General features: G+C 56.0%; 15 protein-coding genes. 14 read left to right on the plus strand and 1 reads right to left on the minus strand.

Annotated elements, in window-relative coordinates:
• Window positions 1–103: 103 nt before the first annotated feature.
• The 9 genes from KGA88_RS31125 to KGA88_RS31165 all read left to right on the plus strand — a co-directional run bounded on the left by KGA88_RS31125 (window position 104) and on the right by KGA88_RS31165 (window position 10204).
• Window positions 104–1156: a lactonase family protein gene (locus KGA88_RS31125; RefSeq protein WP_223596803.1), complete on the plus strand. Its 1053-nt coding sequence runs from the start codon at window positions 104–106 to the stop codon at window positions 1154–1156.
• Between the two features lie 65 nt (window positions 1157–1221).
• Window positions 1222–2544 carry an MFS transporter gene (locus KGA88_RS31130; RefSeq protein ID WP_223596725.1) on the plus strand — a complete coding sequence of 441 codons (1323 nt, stop codon included), beginning with the start codon at window positions 1222–1224 and terminating at the stop codon, window positions 2542–2544.
• Between the two features lie 213 nt (window positions 2545–2757).
• Complete coding sequence (locus KGA88_RS31135; protein ID WP_223596727.1) at window positions 2758–4011, plus strand: OprD family porin; 1254 nt, start codon at window positions 2758–2760, stop codon at window positions 4009–4011.
• A gap of 33 nt (window positions 4012–4044) precedes the next feature.
• Window positions 4045–4776 (plus strand): transporter substrate-binding domain-containing protein, encoded by a 732-nt coding sequence (locus KGA88_RS31140; RefSeq protein ID WP_223596729.1) that lies wholly within the window; start codon window positions 4045–4047, stop codon window positions 4774–4776.
• Window positions 4777–4844: 68 nt separating this feature from the next.
• Window positions 4845–6488 (plus strand): acetolactate synthase large subunit, encoded by a 1644-nt coding sequence (locus tag KGA88_RS31145; protein WP_223596732.1) that lies wholly within the window; start codon window positions 4845–4847, stop codon window positions 6486–6488.
• A gap of 75 nt (window positions 6489–6563) precedes the next feature.
• On the plus strand, window positions 6564–8006 hold the full coding sequence (gene gabD / locus KGA88_RS31150; protein ID WP_223596734.1) for an NADP-dependent succinate-semialdehyde dehydrogenase: 1443 nt from the start codon (window positions 6564–6566) through the stop codon (window positions 8004–8006).
• Window positions 8007–8219: 213 nt separating this feature from the next.
• Entirely contained in the window at window positions 8220–8978 is a 759-nt protein-coding gene (locus KGA88_RS31155; protein WP_223596736.1) for an SDR family NAD(P)-dependent oxidoreductase, read from the plus strand.
• Window positions 8979–9027: 49 nt separating this feature from the next.
• Window positions 9028–9738 carry a glutathione S-transferase family protein gene (locus KGA88_RS31160; RefSeq protein ID WP_223596738.1) on the plus strand — a complete coding sequence of 237 codons (711 nt, stop codon included), beginning with the start codon at window positions 9028–9030 and terminating at the stop codon, window positions 9736–9738.
• 34 nt (window positions 9739–9772) lie between these two features.
• Window positions 9773–10204, plus strand: a complete 432-nt coding sequence (locus KGA88_RS31165; protein WP_223596740.1) for a limonene-1,2-epoxide hydrolase family protein — start codon at window positions 9773–9775, stop codon at window positions 10202–10204.
• A 173-nt stretch (window positions 10205–10377) separates the two neighbouring features.
• Here KGA88_RS31165 and KGA88_RS31170 read toward each other — a convergent pair whose 3' ends face one another.
• Window positions 10378–11796 (minus strand): tyrosine-type recombinase/integrase, encoded by a 1419-nt coding sequence (locus KGA88_RS31170; protein WP_223596742.1) that lies wholly within the window; start codon window positions 11794–11796, stop codon window positions 10378–10380.
• Window positions 11797–13332: 1536 nt separating this feature from the next.
• Between KGA88_RS31170 and KGA88_RS31915 the strand changes: the two genes are divergently transcribed.
• The 5 genes from KGA88_RS31915 (at window position 13333) to thrC (ending at window position 18881) form a co-directional block, all read left to right on the plus strand.
• Window positions 13333–13557, plus strand: a complete 225-nt coding sequence (locus KGA88_RS31915; RefSeq protein WP_223596744.1) for a hypothetical protein — start codon at window positions 13333–13335, stop codon at window positions 13555–13557.
• 118 nt (window positions 13558–13675) lie between these two features.
• Window positions 13676–14953 carry a cystathionine gamma-synthase family protein gene (locus tag KGA88_RS31180; protein WP_223596746.1) on the plus strand — a complete coding sequence of 426 codons (1278 nt, stop codon included), beginning with the start codon at window positions 13676–13678 and terminating at the stop codon, window positions 14951–14953.
• Window positions 14954–15103: 150 nt separating this feature from the next.
• Window positions 15104–16534, plus strand: a complete 1431-nt coding sequence (locus KGA88_RS31185; RefSeq protein ID WP_223596748.1) for an amino acid permease — start codon at window positions 15104–15106, stop codon at window positions 16532–16534.
• A gap of 60 nt (window positions 16535–16594) precedes the next feature.
• Window positions 16595–17485: a LysR substrate-binding domain-containing protein gene (locus tag KGA88_RS31190; RefSeq protein ID WP_223596750.1), complete on the plus strand. Its 891-nt coding sequence runs from the start codon at window positions 16595–16597 to the stop codon at window positions 17483–17485.
• A gap of 16 nt (window positions 17486–17501) precedes the next feature.
• A complete protein-coding gene (thrC, locus tag KGA88_RS31195; RefSeq protein ID WP_223596752.1) occupies window positions 17502–18881 on the plus strand; it encodes a threonine synthase in 1380 nt (459 codons plus the stop codon).
• Window positions 18882–18891: the final 10 nt, after the last annotated feature.

Raw genomic sequence — 18891 nt, forward strand, 5'->3', positions numbered from 1 at the left:
TACTCTCGCTGGAGTTTCCCTGCTGGGTTCGCTGTTGCCCGTTGGGTTGGTTCACGCCAGCCTGGCTAATAAAACATCATCTGATACACGGAGAACCATCCCTATGTACGCCTATGTCGGGTCACGGACTACTCGCGAACGTAATGCTCGCGGTGAGGGCATCAGTGTCTACAAAGTGGACCAGGAGGAAGGCACTCTGGCGCTCGTGCAAGTGGTCAAGGACTTGGTAAATCCGTCGTTTTTGGCATTAAACAAGGCGGGCGACCGGCTATACACCGTCCACGGAGACAAGAGTGAGGTCAGTGCCTTCAGTGTCGACAAGGCCAGTGGCAAACTGGCTTTCCTCAACCAGCAAAGCTGCGAAGGCAAGAACCCTGTGCACTTGGCACTGGACCCAACTGAACGCTTCCTAGTGGTGTCCAACCACATCACAGGCTCACTGGCCGTGCTGAACGTCGACGAGAACGGCGCTCTTGGCTCGCTCAATCAGCTTCTCAAGCTGGAAGGACCCATGGGGCCGCATCGGGTTGAGCAGCCGTTTTCAAAGCCACACTTCAATCCGTTCGACCACAGCGGCAAATTCGTACTGGTGCCAGACAAGGGCCTGGATCGAGTGTTCAGTTTTCGTTTCGAAAACGGCAAATTGTTTCCGGCGGTTCAGCCATTCATCGCCACCCGTGAGGGGGCAGGGCCACGTCATTTGGCATTCCACCCCCGTGCCGCGTTTGCCTACGTGATCAATGAGCTGGATTCCAGCGTGACGGCCTATCGTTTCGATGCCCAGACCGGAGCGTTGGCTCCGATCCAGGTGTTGCCATCGTTGCCTGCGACCTTCACCGGCAACAGTCGGGCATCGGAGATTGAAGTGGATCACAGCGGTCGTTTTCTCTACGCCTCCAACCGCGGATACGACAGCGTGGCCGTGTTTGCCATCGACCAGGGCACAGGTCTGTTGAACCCGGTGGAATTCATGCCCACCGACGGCAAGACGCCAAGGTTCTTCACGCTGACTCCCAATGAGCGCTTCCTGTTCGCACTGAACGAAGACAGCGACACCATCATTTCGATGGCGGTGGATCCCGATAAAGGTGGGCTTGGCAAGACAGGGTTCTCCGTCTCGACCGGTAGCCCCGTGTGCATGGTCTTTTCGGCCTGAGAACCCTCGCAATTACAATAATGCAATGACAGAAGCAGGCCGTGTCTGCTTCCAATGAGGTTGTCATGAACAATAATAAACCTGATGAAGCCGCGATCGTTCGCAAGGTCACCCTGCGAATCATCCCCTTTGTGTTCCTGCTGTACATCGTGTCCTATCTCGACCGTGCCAATATCGGCTATGCCGCCTTGCAAATGAACAGGGAGCTTGCGCTCTCAAGCGAGGCTTTCGGCTTCATTTCGGGGATTTTCTTTATCGGCTATTTCCTGTTTGAAGTGCCGAGCAACGTGATGCTCAACAAATTCGGCGCGCGGGTATGGATCGCTCGTATCCTTGTGACCTGGGGCATCATCGCCGCGATGACCGCGTTCGCGCAAACGGCCAATCAGCTCTACATCCTGCGGTTTTTCCTTGGGGTGGCCGAGGCCGGTTTCTTTCCGGGAATCATTGTCTACCTGACCTTCTGGTTCCGCTCCAAGGAACTGGCGACCACCGTGGCGCTGTTCACCGCAGCGATTCCGGTGAGCTACATCATCGGTGCGCCGATGAGCACCTGGATCATGGACAACATTGGCTGGCTGAACTGGAGCGGCTGGCGCTGGATGCTGTTCCTCGAAGGTATCCCGGCGGTGTTCCTGGGGATTGCCTGCTACTTCTTCCTGACCGATAAACCGGAACAGGCGAAATGGCTCAAGCCTGAAGAGAAAAGTTGGCTGATTGCTGAACTGGAACGTGATCGCCAGAGCCGCAAGAACGTGAAGAGCCTGAGCGTCTACAAGACAATGACCAACCCCAAGGTCCTGTACTTATCGTTCATCTACTTTGTGTACCAGTGCGGTAGCCTCGGCGTCGGCTACTGGATGCCACAGATAATCAAGAGCTTCTCCGAGTCGTTGACCCACACGCAGATTGGCTTGATCGCCATGCTGCCGTACATCGTGGCTACGGTGGCGATGATTGTCTGGTCACGGAGTTCCGACAAACGTAACGAGCGCAAACTGCATTCTGCCATTCCGTTGCTGATCGCCGCGTTGGGATTGGTGGGGGCCGGCGTCGTGGGTAATGCGTTTGTGGCAATGGCGATGATTTGCGTCGCGTTGTCCGGGCTTTACAGCTTCAAGTCACCGTTCTGGGCCTTGCCAACATTGTTCCTTGATCGGACAACGGCAGCGGTGTCCATCGCCGTGATCAACTCAATCGGCAACCTCGGAGGCTTTGCTGGACCGTCGCTGATCGGCTTGATAAAGGGCAACAGTCAAAGTGCCGCCAATGGCCTGCTGTTTCTAAGCGCGTTGTTGCTCCTGGGCTTTTTGATGACCGTGTTCATGCGCGTTTCCAACAAGAACACCTCCGAAGTTGCCTCCACTGTCAGCCATGAAGCTCGCTAACGGCTGATCGAACTCGCGGCGCCTTCATTGGTGCCGCCAGTCAAAGTCGATGCCGAGCAGCGATAGCATGGCCGATGCGAACCGCGATTCCCCACTCGACGGTTAACACGGTATAGCGACGCTTCACTGCTGTTTCTTCTGATTATCAATAACCTCGCCTATGCCGCACTTGAGCCGGTAGGGCATTTTTACGGCGCTGTTTTGGAGCGTGGCATGTATAAAAATAAAAAAGTAATCGGCACCTGTTTGACTATGTCCCCGTGCATGTTGGTGGGCATGGTCCACGCAGAAGGTTTTGTCGAGGACAGTAAAGCCAACCTGCAAATGAGTAACTATTACTTCAATCGCGACTTCCGTGATGGGGCTGGGCAATCGAAGCGGGAGGAGTGGGCTCAAGGCTTTATCCTTGACGTGCGTTCCGGCTATACCCCGGGCGTTGTCGGTTTCGGTTTGGATGCGCTGGGCATGCTTGGCCTTAAGCTCGATTCAAGCCCCGACCGGAGCGGTTCCGGCCTGTTACCCACCCATTCCGATGGCCGTGCCGCGGACGAATTCAGCCGGCTCGGACTTACAGCAAAAATGAAGGTCTCCAAGTCTGAACTCAAGTACGGCACCTTGATTCCTAAACTCCCCACCTTACAGGCCAACACCGGCCGCATCCTGCCGCAAACGTTCGAGGGGGGCTTGATAACGGTCAAGGAATTCGATGCACTGAGCTTCACCGGTGCACGGTTCAACCGGGTGACGGATCGCGATTCAACCAACGCGGATACGTTGACCTTGAACAACAAAAATCGGCGTTTCTCCGGTACGGTCGAGAGTGATCACTACCTGATGGGCGGTGGTGAATATGCATTCGGCAAAGACCTGACGATCACCTATCAGTACGCCGAACTTGAGGACGTCTATCGCCAGCATTTCTTTGGATTGAACCACGCGCTCAATCTGGGAGTGGGCAAACTCAAAAGCGATCTGCGTTACATGCTCAGCGATGACGCCGGTTCTGCGCGCGGTGGCGAAATCGACAGCGGTGCGCTCAACGGCATGCTGACGTATAGCTTGTCTGGTCATTCCATGGGTCTGGGTTTGCAGAAGATGAATGGCTCGACTTCGATGCCTTACATCAACGGCACGGACCCGTACCTGGCCAATTACATTCAGATCAACGACTTTGCCGAGCCGGGCGAACGCTCCTGGCAGCTGCGATACGACTACGACTTTTCCGCACTGGGATTGCCGGGCCTGACGTTCATGAGCCGCTACGTCCGTGGTGATCAAGCTGACGCGAAAACCACCACTGGCGCTGGCCATGAATGGGAGCGTAATACTGATGTGCAGTACATCTTCCAGAGCGGCGCCTTGAAAAACGTGGCGGTTAGATGGCGCAACGCAAGTTATCGATCCAGCTTCGCCCGTGGTGCCGATGAAAATCGCTTAATCGTTTCCTACACCCTACCGATCTGGTAGGGCTTTCAGTGACCTTCACTCATGGAGCAAAAGATGAATGCTATCGACCATGCGGTAATCGATGAATTGGCGCCAAACGGCGTCCTTCGCGCTGCCATTAACTTTGGCAACCCTGTATTGGCCCAAAAGGGTCCGGACGGCATGCCGCAAGGCGTGTCTGTTGCGCTGGCAAAAGCGTTGGCTGAAGAGCTGGGCGTACGTCTGGAAATGGTCACCTTCGATGCCGCGGGCAAGGTCTTTGCGGCTCTGGAGGAGGGCGCATGGCGCATTGCCTTTCTTGCCATTGAACCGGTGCGAGAGGAGCAGATTGCGTTCAGTGAACCTTACGTGATCATCGAGGGGACTTACCTGGTCGCCGCTGAATCATCCTACCAAACGGTTGAGGATCTTGATCAGCCTGGTCTGCGGCTAGCGGTGGGCAAGGGCGCAGCCTACGACCTCTTTCTGACGCGCACATTGAAACATGCCCGATTGGAAAGGGCGGAAACGTCTGCGGGTGCCGTGGATTTGTATGTTGAACAGGGCCTGGATGCAGCGGCGGGCGTACGTCAGCCTCTGGAAGCCGTCGCTGCGGACAACGGGAAGTATCGAGTCATTGACGGTGCATTTACCTCTATCCGACAAGCCATGGCAGTTCCGCGCGGTCATGACTCCGGGGCGGCCTATGTCAGGGGGTTCGTCGAACGCAAAAAGGCTGAAGGGTTCGTTCGTGCGGCGTTAGACCAAAGCGGTCAGGCTGATGCGACCGTAGCGCCATCGGTGTGAAAAAGCGCTTGCCGCTGATCAAACGTTGTAAATCGCGCGCAAGCGCTCACAGATATTGAGGTGGAGAAATGGCCAAGGCCGCGGATGTCGTTGTGCAATGCCTGGAGAACGAAGGTGTCGAGTACGTGTTCGGTATTCCCGGTGAAGAAAACCTGGATCTGCTGGAGTCGTTGCGCCGTTCCAGTATCAAGCTGGTTTTGACTCGCCATGAGCAGTCCGCAGGTTTTATGGCGGCCACCTATGGCAGGCTGACCGGCAAGACCGGCGTCAGCCTGGCCACCCTGGGGCCGGGTGCAACTAACCTGGTAACCGCGGGTGCGTACGCTTATCTGGGCGGCATGCCGATGCTGATGATCACCGGCCAGAAGCCGATCAAGAAGTCCAAACAGGGCCGATTCCAGATCCTTGATGTGGTCGGCATGATGCAGCCGCTGACCAAGTACACCCATCAGTTGGCGTCCGCCGACAACATTCCATCGCGGGTGCGTGAAGCCTTTCGCCTGGCTGAAGAAGAAAAGCCCGGCGCTGTGCACCTGGAGTTGCCTGAAGACATCGCTGCCGAACAAACCGAGAGCATGCCGATTCCGCCAAGTCTGCACCGTCGTCCGTTGGCCGAACACAAGGTGATCGAAGCGGCCGTACAGAAACTTCAAACCGCACGCAGCCCGATCCTGGTGATTGGTGCCGGTGCCAACCGCAAGATGACGGCCAAGGTGCTCAAGCAACTGGTCGACAATACCGGTATCCCGTTTGTTACCACGCAAATGGGCAAAGGCGTGGTGGACGAACGTCACCCGCGCTTTCTCGGCAACGCCGCGCTGTCCGCTGGCGACTTCGTTCATCGTGCTGTCGAGGCCGCCGATCTGATCGTTAACATTGGCCACGATGTCATCGAAAAACCGCCGTTTTTCATGGTTCGAGGCGGTACTGAAGTGATCCACATTAACTTCCGCTCGGCCGAAGTCGACCCGGTGTACTTCCCGCAAATCGAAGTGGTTGGTGACATCGCCAACGCGGTGTGGCAGATCGGCGAAGCGCTGCAGGTTCAAGAACATTGGGACTTCACTCGCCTGATGGCGATCCGTGAAGCCAACGAAGAGCAGATCATCGAGGGCGCGGACGATAACCGTTTCCCGATCTACCCGCAGCGCTTCGTCGCTGACGTAAGGCGTGCCTTGCCGTCCGAAGGCATCGTGGCACTGGACAATGGCATCTACAAAATCTGGTTCGCCCGCAACTACAAGGCCCACAAACCCAACACTGTGCTACTGGATAATGCTCTGGCGACCATGGGTGCTGGCCTGCCGTCGGCAATGGCTGCGCATCTTGTGTACCCGGATCGCCCGGTGGTCGCGGTGTGTGGTGATGGTGGATTCATGATGAACAGCCAGGAACTGGAAACTGCGGTACGCCTGAAGATGAACCTGACGGTCATCATCCTGCGCGACGACGGCTACGGCATGATCCGCTGGAAACAGTCGAACATGGGCTTCACCGATTTCGGCCTGGACTACGGCAACCCGGACTTCGTTATGTATGCACAAAGTTACGGTGCCAAGGGCCATCGGGTGGAAAGCGCCGACGGCTTCCTGCCGCTGTTGCAGCAGTGCATCAGCGAGCCAGGCGTGCACGTGATCGATTGTCCGGTGGACTACTCGGAAAATGATTTCATTCTCAACAGCGAGCTCAAGAGAAGAAGTGCGCTGGTCTGATCTCACGATATCCGTTTGTCTCAATGGCGGCATTACGGTGCCGCCGGTCTTTCTGTATTGAAATCGGAGTTCATCATGCAACTCAAATACACCCAGTTGTTCCGCCAACAAGCCTTCATCGATGGCGCTTGGGTCGATGCGGACAATGGTCAGACGATCAAGGTCAACAACCCGGCCACGGGCGAAATTCTGGGCACCGTACCGAAAATGGGCGCTGCCGAAACCCGCCGTGCAATCGAAGCTGCTGACAAAGCGCTGCCGGCCTGGCGTGCACTGACCGCCAAGGAACGTGCGGGCAAACTGCGTCGCTGGTACGAACTGATCATCGAGAATCAGGACGACCTGGCTCGCCTGATGACCCTGGAACAAGGCAAGCCACTGGCCGAAGCCAAGGGCGAAATCATTTACGCCGCTTCCTTCATCGAATGGTTCGCCGAAGAAGCCAAGCGCATCTACGGTGACGTGATTCCGGGCCACCAGCCAGACAAGCGCCTGATCGTGATCAAGCAGCCGATCGGCGTGACCGCGGCAATCACCCCGTGGAACTTCCCGGCCGCAATGATCACCCGTAAAGCCGGCCCGGCCTTGGCCGCCGGTTGCACCATGGTCCTCAAGCCAGCTTCGCAAACTCCGTTTTCCGCTTTCGCTCTGGCCGAACTGGCCCAGCGCGCCGGCATTCCTGCTGGCGTGTTCAGCGTTGTGTCCGGCAGCGCCGGCGACATCGGCAGCGAGCTGACCAGCAACCCGATCGTGCGCAAATTGTCCTTCACCGGTTCGACCGAAATCGGCCGTCAACTGATGTCGGAATGCGCCAAGAACATCAAGAAAGTGTCCCTGGAATTGGGCGGTAACGCGCCGTTCATCGTGTTCGATGACGCGGACCTGGATAAGGCCGTCGAAGGCGCGATCATTTCCAAATACCGCAACAACGGCCAGACCTGCGTCTGCGCCAACCGCCTGTACATTCAGGATTCGGTCTACGACGCGTTCGCCGAGAAGCTGAAAGTGGCCGTGTCCAAACTCAAGATCGGCAACGGTCTGGAAGACGGCACCACTACCGGTCCGCTGATCGACGAAAAAGCCGTGGCCAAGGTCCAGGAGCACATCGCTGACGCCGTTTCCAAAGGCGCCACCGTGCTGTCCGGCGGCAAGTCCATCGAAGGCAACTTCTTCGAGCCGACCATCCTGACCAACGTACCGAACAACGCCGCCGTGGCCAAGGAAGAAACCTTCGGTCCATTGGCTCCGCTGTTCCGCTTCAAAGATGAAGCCGACGTGATCGCGATGTCCAACGACACCGAGTTCGGCCTGGCCTCGTACTTCTATGCCCGTGACCTGGGCCGTGTTTTCCGTGTGGCTGAAGCCCTGGAATACGGTATGGTCGGTGTCAACACCGGGTTGATCTCCAACGAAGTCGCGCCGTTTGGCGGCATCAAGGCGTCGGGCCTGGGCCGTGAAGGCTCCAAGTACGGCATCGAAGATTACCTGGAAATCAAATACCTGTGCTTGAGCGTTTAGTGCTGCGATTTAAATTCAAAGTCCGATATTCCCGTGATGCAAGATCATTGTTCATGAGCCGATTATGCCTACGTCCCGTTACCACGCAATATGATTGATACAATCAGGCAATAAATTGAGCGTATTGGGCGTGGGTTACAAACCGGTCATTGCCTATCTTGAGCAGGTCAAGAAAGCACCGAAAGGCGCTTCTAAACCTCGCAGAGACAAGCCATGACTAACCAGATCGCACTCATCATCGGCGCCAGCCGCGGCCTTGGCCGCAACATGGCGGTTCACCTCGCCAAGCGCGGCGTCCACATCATCGGCACTTATCGCAGCGGCGCGGCAGAAGCCGAATCGCTGAAGCAGGAAATCGAGGCCCAGGGCGGCAAGGCCGCGATGCTGCCGCTCGACATCACCGATACCGCCAGCTATGAGGCTTTTTCAAGCGCATTGACTGAAACGCTGAAGACCGAGTTTGGTCGTGAGCGCTTTGATTTCCTCGTCAACAATGCCGGCAATGGTCTGTTTTCGAACTTTATTGACGCAACCGAGGATCAGTTCGGCTCATTGGTCGCCACACACCTGCGCGGGCCGATTTTTCTGACACAGAAGCTGTTGCCGCTCGTGGAAGACGGCGGTCGTATCCTGAACGTTTCCTCCGGCTTCGTACGCTTTACTTTGCCGGGGTACAGCATTTACGCGGCGGTAAAAGCGGCAGTCGAAGTGCTGACCCGTTACATGGCCGTAGAACTCGGTTCACGCCGAATTCGGGTGAATGCGATTGCCCCAGGCGCCATCGCCACCGATTTTGGTGGTGGTGCAGTGCGCGATAACCAGGATGTGAACGCCTATGTGGCACAGGGCATCGCGTTGGGCCGTGTCGGTCTACCGGATGATATCGGCGGTGCGGTTGCGGCCATCTTGTCCGATGACATGGCCTGGGCTAACGGGACGACGTTTGACATCTCGGGCGGGCAGCTGCTGTAGCCACCGCCGCATTCATTCCGTCCCGCCGCAGCCCTATCGAGAGACCATCATGGCGAAAACTCAACTTACGCTCATCAGTCATCCGTTGTGCCCGTTCGTTCAGCGAGCGGCCATTGTGCTACTGGAAAAGAATGTGCCCTTTGAGAGGATCGACGTCGACCTCGCCGCCAAGCCAGATTGGTTCCTGGCGCTTTCGCCGACGGGAAAAGTGCCGTTACTCAAGGTAGAGCTGCTGAATACAACGCACGCGATTCTTTTCGAGAGTATGGCCATTTGCGAATACCTCAACGAAACGCAGGGGTGGATCAGCCTTTATTCCAGCGACGCGCTCGTCCGCGCGCAACAGCGCGCATGGGTAGAGTTTGGCGGCGCGGCGCTCGCCGATGCCTGGCAGTTCCTCAACGCCAAAGATCTCGTGGTTGCCGAAAGCAAGAAAACTGCCTTTCGAGATAAGTTGCAGCGGCTTGAGGACAAGCTTGATCAAGGGCCCTATTTTTCAGGAGCGGCGTTCGGCATGGTCGATGCCGTGTTTGCCCCGGTCTTTCGTTACTTCGACTTGCTGAACCCAGTCGTCTCAAAGCCAATCTTCGATAACCTTTCTCGTGTATCGGCCTGGCGATCTTCATTGGCGGACAGGCCAAGTGTCATGTCTGCCGTGGGAGAAGATTACGCCAATCGACTCCAGCAGCATCTCGTTAACCAGCAGTCACTGCTGTCAGGTTCGATACGTAACGACCTTCTAGCAGGCTTGAGTAGATAGGATCTCAAATACTACGGAGAACCACTGCAAGAAAGTGTTTTCGCCGCACTACCTCATTTCATTTGATAGAGGACACCTCCATGCCAAAACCAATCGAGAATGTCACCGCTTTTTTTCTACTTATCCTGAAGATGGCGGTAGGGTTGCCATACGGCGTTGGTTCACGCCCAGCACGGTTTGGGTCAATGAAGGTGTGGCCACTACTACCGGGATCGATGAAGCGATTGCGTTCATTGATGCGCTTGAGAAGGCCTCGGGCATCGCTACGGTTCGCTTTGAAATGCTCGCCATTGCTGAAGACGGTAACAGAGTGCTCACCGAGCGGCTTGATCGGTTCGAACTCGCGGATGGCAGCGAGATCGTGGCAGCGAAAGTAATGGGAATATTTGAGTTCAACGGTGATCACATTATCGCTTGGAGAGATTACTTCGATGTCGACTTCGCTCAGAAGATCGCCAACAGCTAATCATTATCGCAGCGACAGTGCTTAACGTTAAGCACGGCGCCTACAGCTCTTGATGCGTTCTGTAACTCCTTAAGTTGGCCTTGGAAAGCTATTTACAATTTTCTTGAAGCGTTGCTCCGAACAGTGTCCCAAGTCGGAATGGACACAAGGCAACGAATGAGATGAAGCAGAAATCAATACAACGAGGACTCGGCGGTTCTAACCAAACCATCCTGGCCGTTCATGATCTCAGTGAGCTTCTCGCTTAGTAGTCTCCAGGCGTCTTTTTTTTCTTCGGCATAGTCATGATGTAAGTAGTGACGGCGGACCCGAGAGCCTGCCAGCACGTGGTTCTGGCACCGATCTATCACGTCAAGGCTTATGCCCGAGGCTTGCATCATGGTTGCTCCTGTTCGTCTCAAGTCATGGGGTGTCCATCCCCCATTCGCACCGCCGGACAGCACCAAAGTGTCATCATGTCGGCGACGGGAAAGCGGTTTGCGATTTTTGAAGCGTGATTGACGGTCTCCCACCTGTTTGCTGACAACCTTTAGATCGACGTGACCATCATGATGCTTTGCCGGGAAGCACCATTGAGAGTGTCCCGTAAGCAACTGAAGTTCGCCGAAATAGTGGGTCACAAACGCAGATAGGAATACGTGATGGTCCTGCTTCTTGCCTCGGCTGCCTTTGACGTTCGCCACAGGAATAAACCAGACGCCATTTTCCAAATCGACGTTTTTCCATTCAGCCTGAAGCAGTTCACCGATCCGGCATAACGTTCCCAAACAGATCCAAAGTGCAAGCTGGGACTCTGATTTGAGAGGGCGAATCCCATCGTACTTTTCGCCGGCGGGTAGTGCTGCATAGTCCGCAGTCATTGATTGAAAGCGTTGGTGTAATTCTTGAAGTTCGCGAGAGGAGAGGATCCGGGTTCGCTCCTCCTGGTAGTCACTGGGTATCAGTTTGTTGATTTCGACCAAGTCTGCTGGGTTTCCGTCAATCAGCAGTGTTCGCCATGGCTGGCGCTTCTGGGCCCATCCCAACATCTGAACGATATCCGAAAAAAGGCCGATTGCCTGACGAGTAGCACCGCGAGCCATTACGGACCGCACCAGGTCCCGCAGGTCATGCTCACTAATTGAACTGATGACTTTTGAGCCGAGAGCGGGGTAAAGGTCTTTCGCGAACTTTCTCCGTAGCTCAGCATTACCATCCTTGCGCGCTACACCATCGCGAAGCCATTCTCCTGCGAGGTCCAGCAGCGTTAGCTCCTTAGACTTTTGCCGATCGGCTTCCGCGAGTTGTGCAGCCAGTTCCGCTTTTTGTCTGGCCTTTCCGGCGCGCTTGCTTTCGTTTGGATTGATCCCTTGGGCTACAAGGTCTCGCGCTTCGTTGCGCGCCTTACGGATTTCGGTCAACGACTTGTTTGGCCAAGTGCCGCACGAGAACCGGGTGTAAATCCCTTCCCAACGAAACTGGAAGTAAAAGGGAATTGCGATACCTTTTTTACGGAGTGAGAGCCTGCCCGATAGGCTGCCTTCATCACGTATGATGGTGCCGACATCCCGTTCGGTAAGTGCTTCCAACTCTTTAGCGGTGAGCTTGGCCATAATCAACCTCCTGAAAAATTTACTCCCACATTTACTCCCACGGAGTCCTCAGCTAAGGGTAGGTCTGGATAGCGGTTGTTGGAAGAGTTAATTGCTGAAAGGCCTTATTTTAAAAGGGGCTAGTATTCTATAGAGGTGTTGTGCGAACTATGGATGATTAGTGCTTAACTGTATGGGGTGCTAGGGGTCGAGTGTTCGAATCACTCCGTCCCGACCATATAATTCAAGGGGTTGCGAGATTTTATCTAGCGACCCCTTTTTTATTTTTGGTCGTTTTTCCCCCTACAAAACGACTGGCTCTCGGTGGAATCCTCACCTCTTTCGGAGGAGATGGACGCAAGATTTCTGTGTGCCAATGTGTGAGTTCGCGCCGTTTTTGGCCCTTTTTTGCGCTGCCTTTGGCACCAATCCTGTCTGATATTTCTCTTCCTTTCTCAGTTTTTTCGCATGTCAGATAGCCTTGCCAAACGCCCTGTTTCCGGGCGATTAGGGCGTTTTTCCTCACCTGCTCCGCGGCGCGAAACCCTGGAAGCTCAGTTCCGATTCTTCGTTCTTAAAGGTCACCATCCCAAATCAGCGAAACCGGCTGTACGTCATGCGGGCCGTGCCTTTGAAGACAAACGGAAGCAGCGAAAGTCGGACTTCCGATTGTGCGCTAGGGAAACGGAACAGAGCGCGGGGAAGGCGCATCAATTCGAATTGATTGCTGACGGGCTGTGGGCCTCCTGAAGACCCTTTGATCACAAGGCCCAAGGGCCGATTTGGAATCAAACCATCGCGTCCGAGAGCCTGACTGATACCTCCAACTTCGACGTTTTTGGGCACAAACCGCAGTGCCAAACAGACCGCAAATTCACCCGACTTCTTGCTGTTTTGGTGACAAACCATTTTGCAGGTAGATGGCACCGATTGAGTGCCGCTGAACCCTCGAAAGATCCGTCGGCCGCGGCTTCTAGCGGTCAGCTCGGAATCTCTTGCAAGGTCCTGGTCGGTGCCAAATTGCTGCTAACTCACACAATGTCCCCCGCAGGAAGTTTGGCGATGGAGGGCAGGGATGGACCTAGTTGACGGCTCGTCAGGCAGTCTTCTCCAACTTTTATGCAGCGGCACTGGAGAGTTTAAAGGCGCCCAGGTCAGGTGATACGCGTCTCTGAGGGGCATTCGGCAAGGCTTCTCACAGGCTGTCCGGTTCCCCAGCCATCATTTGGATCATCCATCCAGATAGTATTTACCCTCATGGACTCAGGCGCCAAAAATAGGAATTAATAGTAAAGCCACAGTTGACTATTTAGCTTTCTGGTGGCTACCACACACGCCAGCACCATAACCAGCGAAGAGAAGTCATCTCAGATGACTCTGAAAACCAGAGGCGATTCAATCTGGAGACTTCTCAAGAAGCAAAGTCAGCGGTTAGGCTGGTTTAAAGCAATAAACGGCCAATTTATTGCCGTCGAGGTCGCGGACATACCCGGCGTATCCGACAATTCAGTTAACTGATCGCGCCGCCTCCGTGCCTGATATCGACATGGGAAAACTTTGCACTCGCAGTTGATGCTGGGGTTTTTGGCAGTCGCGCGCGATCAAGGAAAAACTCACGTTATCGGTTTATCGGTTTATCGGTTTATCGGTTTATCGAATTTCGATGGCGCTCAACTTAAGCAGGCGCAGGCGGTGAAAGAGATCGTTTCGCTCCAGCCGCTGTACTCCGCCTTGTGGCGAAAGGCTGCAATTGACCTGGCTCCACGCAATCACAGCCATTAAAAAAAGCAGCCCTTTGGCACCGATAACATCGTTTCTCGGCGGCGCTGCATTTCACTATATTGGCCACCAGATCCGGTGAGTGACTCAACATTCGCCACCCTCAGTGCGAGTAGTCTTTATGAATAAAAAACCAGACAACGCAGGGTTTGTTAATGCGGGTGCGGGAACCCGTGCAGTTTGGGGTGGAGAGCAGGTCAGGCATCCCTACAACGCCACTCAAACGCCCATCGTGGTCAGTGCCGCCTATGGTTATGACGACATCGACGTCTGGTATGACGTTGCGTTGGGCAAGGCGCCCGGCTTTATTTACAGCCGCATGAGCAATCCGACAGTCGAGACCCTCGAGGCAAAGATTCGCGAGTTGGAACTGGCCGAATCGGCCGTGGCTTTCAGCAGCGGGATGGCGGCGATCAGCAGTGTGCTTTACACCTTCCTGGCCTATGGCGATCGGGTGGTCTCGACCAAGGACAGCTATGGCGGCACCAACAAGATTTTCGAAGAGTTCCTGCCGCGTACCGGTGTGAACGTGACGTTGTGCGAGACGTTCGATCACGAAGAAATCGAACGCGAAATCGCCAAAGGTTGCGAATTGGTGTATCTGGAAACGCCAACCAACCCGACGCTGAAAATACTCGATATCGAGCGTCTGGTGGCTGCGGCCAAGCGCGTCGGTGCCATTGTAGTGGCGGATAACACCTTCGCCACGCCATTGAATCAGAACCCGCTGGCGCTGGGTGTGGACGTGGTCATTCACAGTGCCACCAAGTTTCTCAGCGGCCACGGCGACGTGCTTGGCGGCCTGGTGTGCGGTAGTGAATCACTGATGGCCAAGGTGCGTCATTACCGGGAAATCAACGGAGCGACGCTCGATCCGTTCTCCGCCTACATGATCATTCGCGGCATGAAAACCCTGGTGCTGCGCATGCGTCAGCAGCAACGCAGTGCCCGCGCACTGGCCGAGTACCTCTGCGTCGAGCCCTTGGTGGAATCGGTCAATTATCCCGGTTTGCCCGGCCATCCGAATCATGCGGTGGCGTGCGCGCAAATGTCCGGCTTCGGTGCAATTGTCAGCTTTGTTGTGGCGGGCGGCATGGACACGGTCAAGGTGCTCTTGCCACGACTGCGATTCGCCCACTGCGCGGGTAATCTCGGTGCGGTGGAAACCATCTACGGTCCGGCCCGCACCACCAGCCATGTCGAGAACACGCTGGAGGAACGCCTGGCCCTGGGTATTTCCGAAGGGCTGGTGCGGATCTCTGTCGGCATCGAAGACACCGACGATCTGCTCGACGACCTGAAACAGGCGTTCGCATTTGTCAGGGGGGCGGGCAACGAGCCCGCACAATCAAACACGCAGCTTTCAATCAATGAAAGTTGCGCCGAAGTCGCAAGCTGAAGCGTTAGCGTTAAACCTCACTGCAAGGATGTGAGTGGGGCGTTCATGAAGTGGAATAATAATAAAACTTAGTGGCGATCTGTTTTTTCTCTGCCCAGTCAGTCATCGCAGACGTTAATTCGTGCCCTAATAACTTTCATGAGAACAACCATGTCCATAAAAGAAGAACAACTTCACTCGCGTTCCGGTTTTAAACAGGAAATGCAAACACGGCATATTGTCATGTTGGCATTAGGCGGCGTTATCGGTACCGGACTGTTTCTCACGTCCGGGTATACGGTTAACCAGGCCGGTCCCTTGGGCGCGGTGATCGCTTACATCATCGGCGCTCTCATGGTTTACATGGTGATGATGTGCCTGGGCGAACTGGCGGTACAGATGCCGGAAACCGGTTCGTTCAGTACTTATGCCACCCGCTTTCTGGGGCCTGGTACCGGGTATACCGTCGCTTGGCTGTATTGGCTGACCTGGACGGTGGCCATCGGTTCTGAATTCACCGCCGCCGGTATCTTGATGGCGCGTTGGTTCCCGGATACACCGGTATGGATCTGGAGTGCGTTGTTTGCAGGTCTAGTGTTTCTGACCAATGTGATTTCGGTGCGTTTGTTCGCTGAAACCGAGTTCTGGTTGTCTCTGGTTAAAGTGGTGACCGTCATCGTGTTTCTGATGATCGGCGGTGGCGCGATTCTCGGTCTGCTGCACATCGATCAGGGCCACAGTATCGGGTTGAGCAACTTCACTCGCGAAGGACTTTTCCCTACCGGAGTCATGCCGATAGCCATGACGTTGTTGGCGGTGTCTTTTGCATTCTCCGGCACTGAGTTGATCGGTATTGCCGCTGGGGAAACCAAGGATCCGCAACGCAACGTGCCGCGTGCCATTCGCACGACGGTGCTGCGCCTGGCGATCTTTTTCGTAGGGACCATTTTTGTCCTGGCGACGCTATTGCCCCGAGAGCAGGCCGGCCTGGTAGAGAGTCCATTCGTCACGGTGTTCACTTACATCGGGATTCCCTATTCGGCAGACATCATGAACTTCGTGATCATCAGTGCCTTGCTGTCGGCCGCCAACTCCGGTTTGTATGCCGCGTCACGGATGATCTGGACACTGAGTGACCAGGGTCACCTGCCCAAGCGATTCTCGGCACTGACGCGTATGGGCACGCCGCTCAACGCGATTATTATCAGCATGGCGGGTGGGGCTGCCTCGTTGCTCAGCAGTGTGTTTGCCGCCGACACCATCTATCTGGCGCTGGTGTCGATCTCCGGATTGGCGGTGGTGGTGGTCTGGATGAGCATCGCTGCGAGCCAGATTGCTTTCCGCCGTCACTATGTGGCCAACGGCGGTGACATCCGCGACTTGAAATTCCGTGTCCGGGGTTATCCATGGGTGCCGTTGGGAGCGCTGGTCTGCTGCAGTCTGGCGTGTGTCGGGATTGCCTTCGATCCGGAGCAGCGAGTGGCGTTGTACTTCGGTTTGCCCTTCATCGCCTGGTGCTATTTCGTGTATTACATTACCCGCAAAAGCCGCGAGCGACGCTTGTCGGTTGCCCCCTTGGCACAACCGTCCGATGCGTTCTAGTCCGCGTCGACGGGATGGGCAAGCGTGCTCGGTGGAGGGGGCGTCCTAGAGGTTCAAGCCATGAAGCAAAAGACGCTACCCCCATTGAACTGGCTGCGGGCATTCGAGGTGTCTGCCCGCTGTTTGAACTTCACCCATGCTGCCGAAGAGCTGTTTTTGACCCAGGGGGCAGTCAGTCAGCAGATCCGCCAACTGGAAAGCCATCTTGGGGTAGCACTGTTCAAACGCTTGCCCCGAGGTCTGGGACTGACCGAGGAAGGCCAGGCGTATCTGCCGGTGGTGCAGGATGCGATCACGCGGCTGGCAGTGGGGACCAACGAAATTTTTGGTCAGCACAAGCGTCGACCGATCAAGGTGCGTGGCAGCCTGGCGTTCTTCGTGCATTGGCTGGCGCCCAAGCTGGCGGGATTTAGCCAGGCGCATCCGCATGTCGATATCCGCTACATCAGCAATATCTGGGTCAAGGAACTGGACGGTGAGGATGACATGGAGATTCGCTGGGGCCATGGTCAATGGCCCGGCCTGGTGTCGCAGCGCCTGACCTGGGACACGTTGTTCCCGGTCTGCTCGCCGGACCTGATGGCGAGGTCGCCGCTGACGGTCCCTGTGGACGTGTCGCACCATCCGCTGTTGCATGTTCTGGGTTACGAAGAGGGTTGGGGTTACTGGTTGAACATGGTCGGTGCGGACACCATCGACTCCTCGACCGGCATGCAGTTCGACACATTGATTTCCACTTTGCGCATGGCCGAGTTAGGGCAGGGGATCGCCCTGGCGCGGTCCTCGATGGTGGAGGAGATGCTTCAGGATGGACGGTTAGTCGAACCCTTTACCCAGCGTATCGAAGCCAGCGAGTCTTTTTACCTTGTGCGCGGTTCCGGGGCCGATCAGCACCCCGACGCGGTGATGTTTTCCACCTGGCTGGTCGAGCAGGCACATCGTTTCAAATGAATGGCCGGAGCCAACCATGCGTTATGTGAGTACCCGAAATTCGGCCGTGCAGGTCGACTTCGAACAGGTCGTATTGTCTGGCATTGCCGAGGACGGTGGGCTGTTCGTACCGCTCGAGCTGCCGCTGTTTGAATCGCAGGACATCGCCAACTGGTCGACCTTGCCCTATGACGAACTGGCCTTCAGGGTGATCAGTCCGTTTGTGGGGGAGGCGATCCCCGAGACAGACCTCAAGCGCATGCTCAAAGAGGCTGGCAGTCAATTCAGCCATCGCTCCCTGGCACCTTTGCATCAGGTCGATCGTAACGAGTGGGTGCTGGAGTTGTTCCACGGGCCGACTCGCTCCTCGAAGGATTTTGCCGCGCAGTTGCAGGCACGGCTGGTGTCGTATTTTCTGCGTAAGCGCGGGCGTCGCGGGGTGGTGATCGGTGCCACCAACGGCGATACCGGGCTGGCGGCCATCGAGGCGTTCAAGCACTGCGAGGACACCTGCGTGGTGGTGTTTTACCCAGCGAAGGGTGTCCCCCTGGACCAACTCCAGCATCTGCACGCAGCGGCGCACCCAAGGGTTCATCAGTTTGCAGTCAACGGCAGCTTCGACGAGTGCCAGACCATCGTCACCCAGTTGTTCCGACAATGGCCGTATGCGCAGTACGAGGTGATCAGTTTCAACTCGAGTAACTGGGTCAGTGTGTTAGCGCAACTGGTGTTTTACTTCCACGCTGTGTTGCAACTGGGAGGTGGCCAGCGTCCGATCGGTTTCAGCGTACCGGCGGCGAGCTTTGCCGAGGTATATGCAGGCTACATCGCGCAAAAAATGGGCCTGCCGATCACCCAGATGATTGTTGCGACCAACCAGAATGACGCGTTGCATCAGTTGTTTCAGAAGAACCACTACAGCCGGTCACGAGCCAACAAGACGCTTTCGCCTGCCATGGACCTGTCGATCTTTTCCAATCTGGAACGGTTCCTTTGGGAACTCTACGGACGTGACGGCCAGGCGGTGTGTGCCCTGATGGAGGGGTTCGAGTCCAGCGGTGAGATGGTCATCGCCAACGAGTTCTGGTTGCAGGCGCGGATGATCATCGACTCCTACGCGGTCAGTGATGAGCAGACGCTGACGGAAATCACCTCGCTGTATCGCGACACGGGATACGTCATCGACCCGCACACGGCCACTGGTGTGCTGGCCGCCCGGTTGTATCGGCGAAGCCTGGTGGCGCCAATGGTGACCCTGGGGGAAATCTCACCGGTCAAGTCGGCGGCACTGCTTGGCGAGTTGGGCATCAATGTGGCGGAGTTGCAACCTGAGGTCCCGACGCAAGGACAGGCGCAGGTTTACCGGATTCAACCGGACGATCTCGACACCATCCATGAGCTGCTCGGCGCGCTTTGAAAGCGCGACA

The sequence above is a fragment of the Pseudomonas sp. A-R-19 genome (genome assembly GCF_019956575.1).
Taxonomy (GTDB): Bacteria; Pseudomonadota; Gammaproteobacteria; order Pseudomonadales; family Pseudomonadaceae; genus Aquipseudomonas.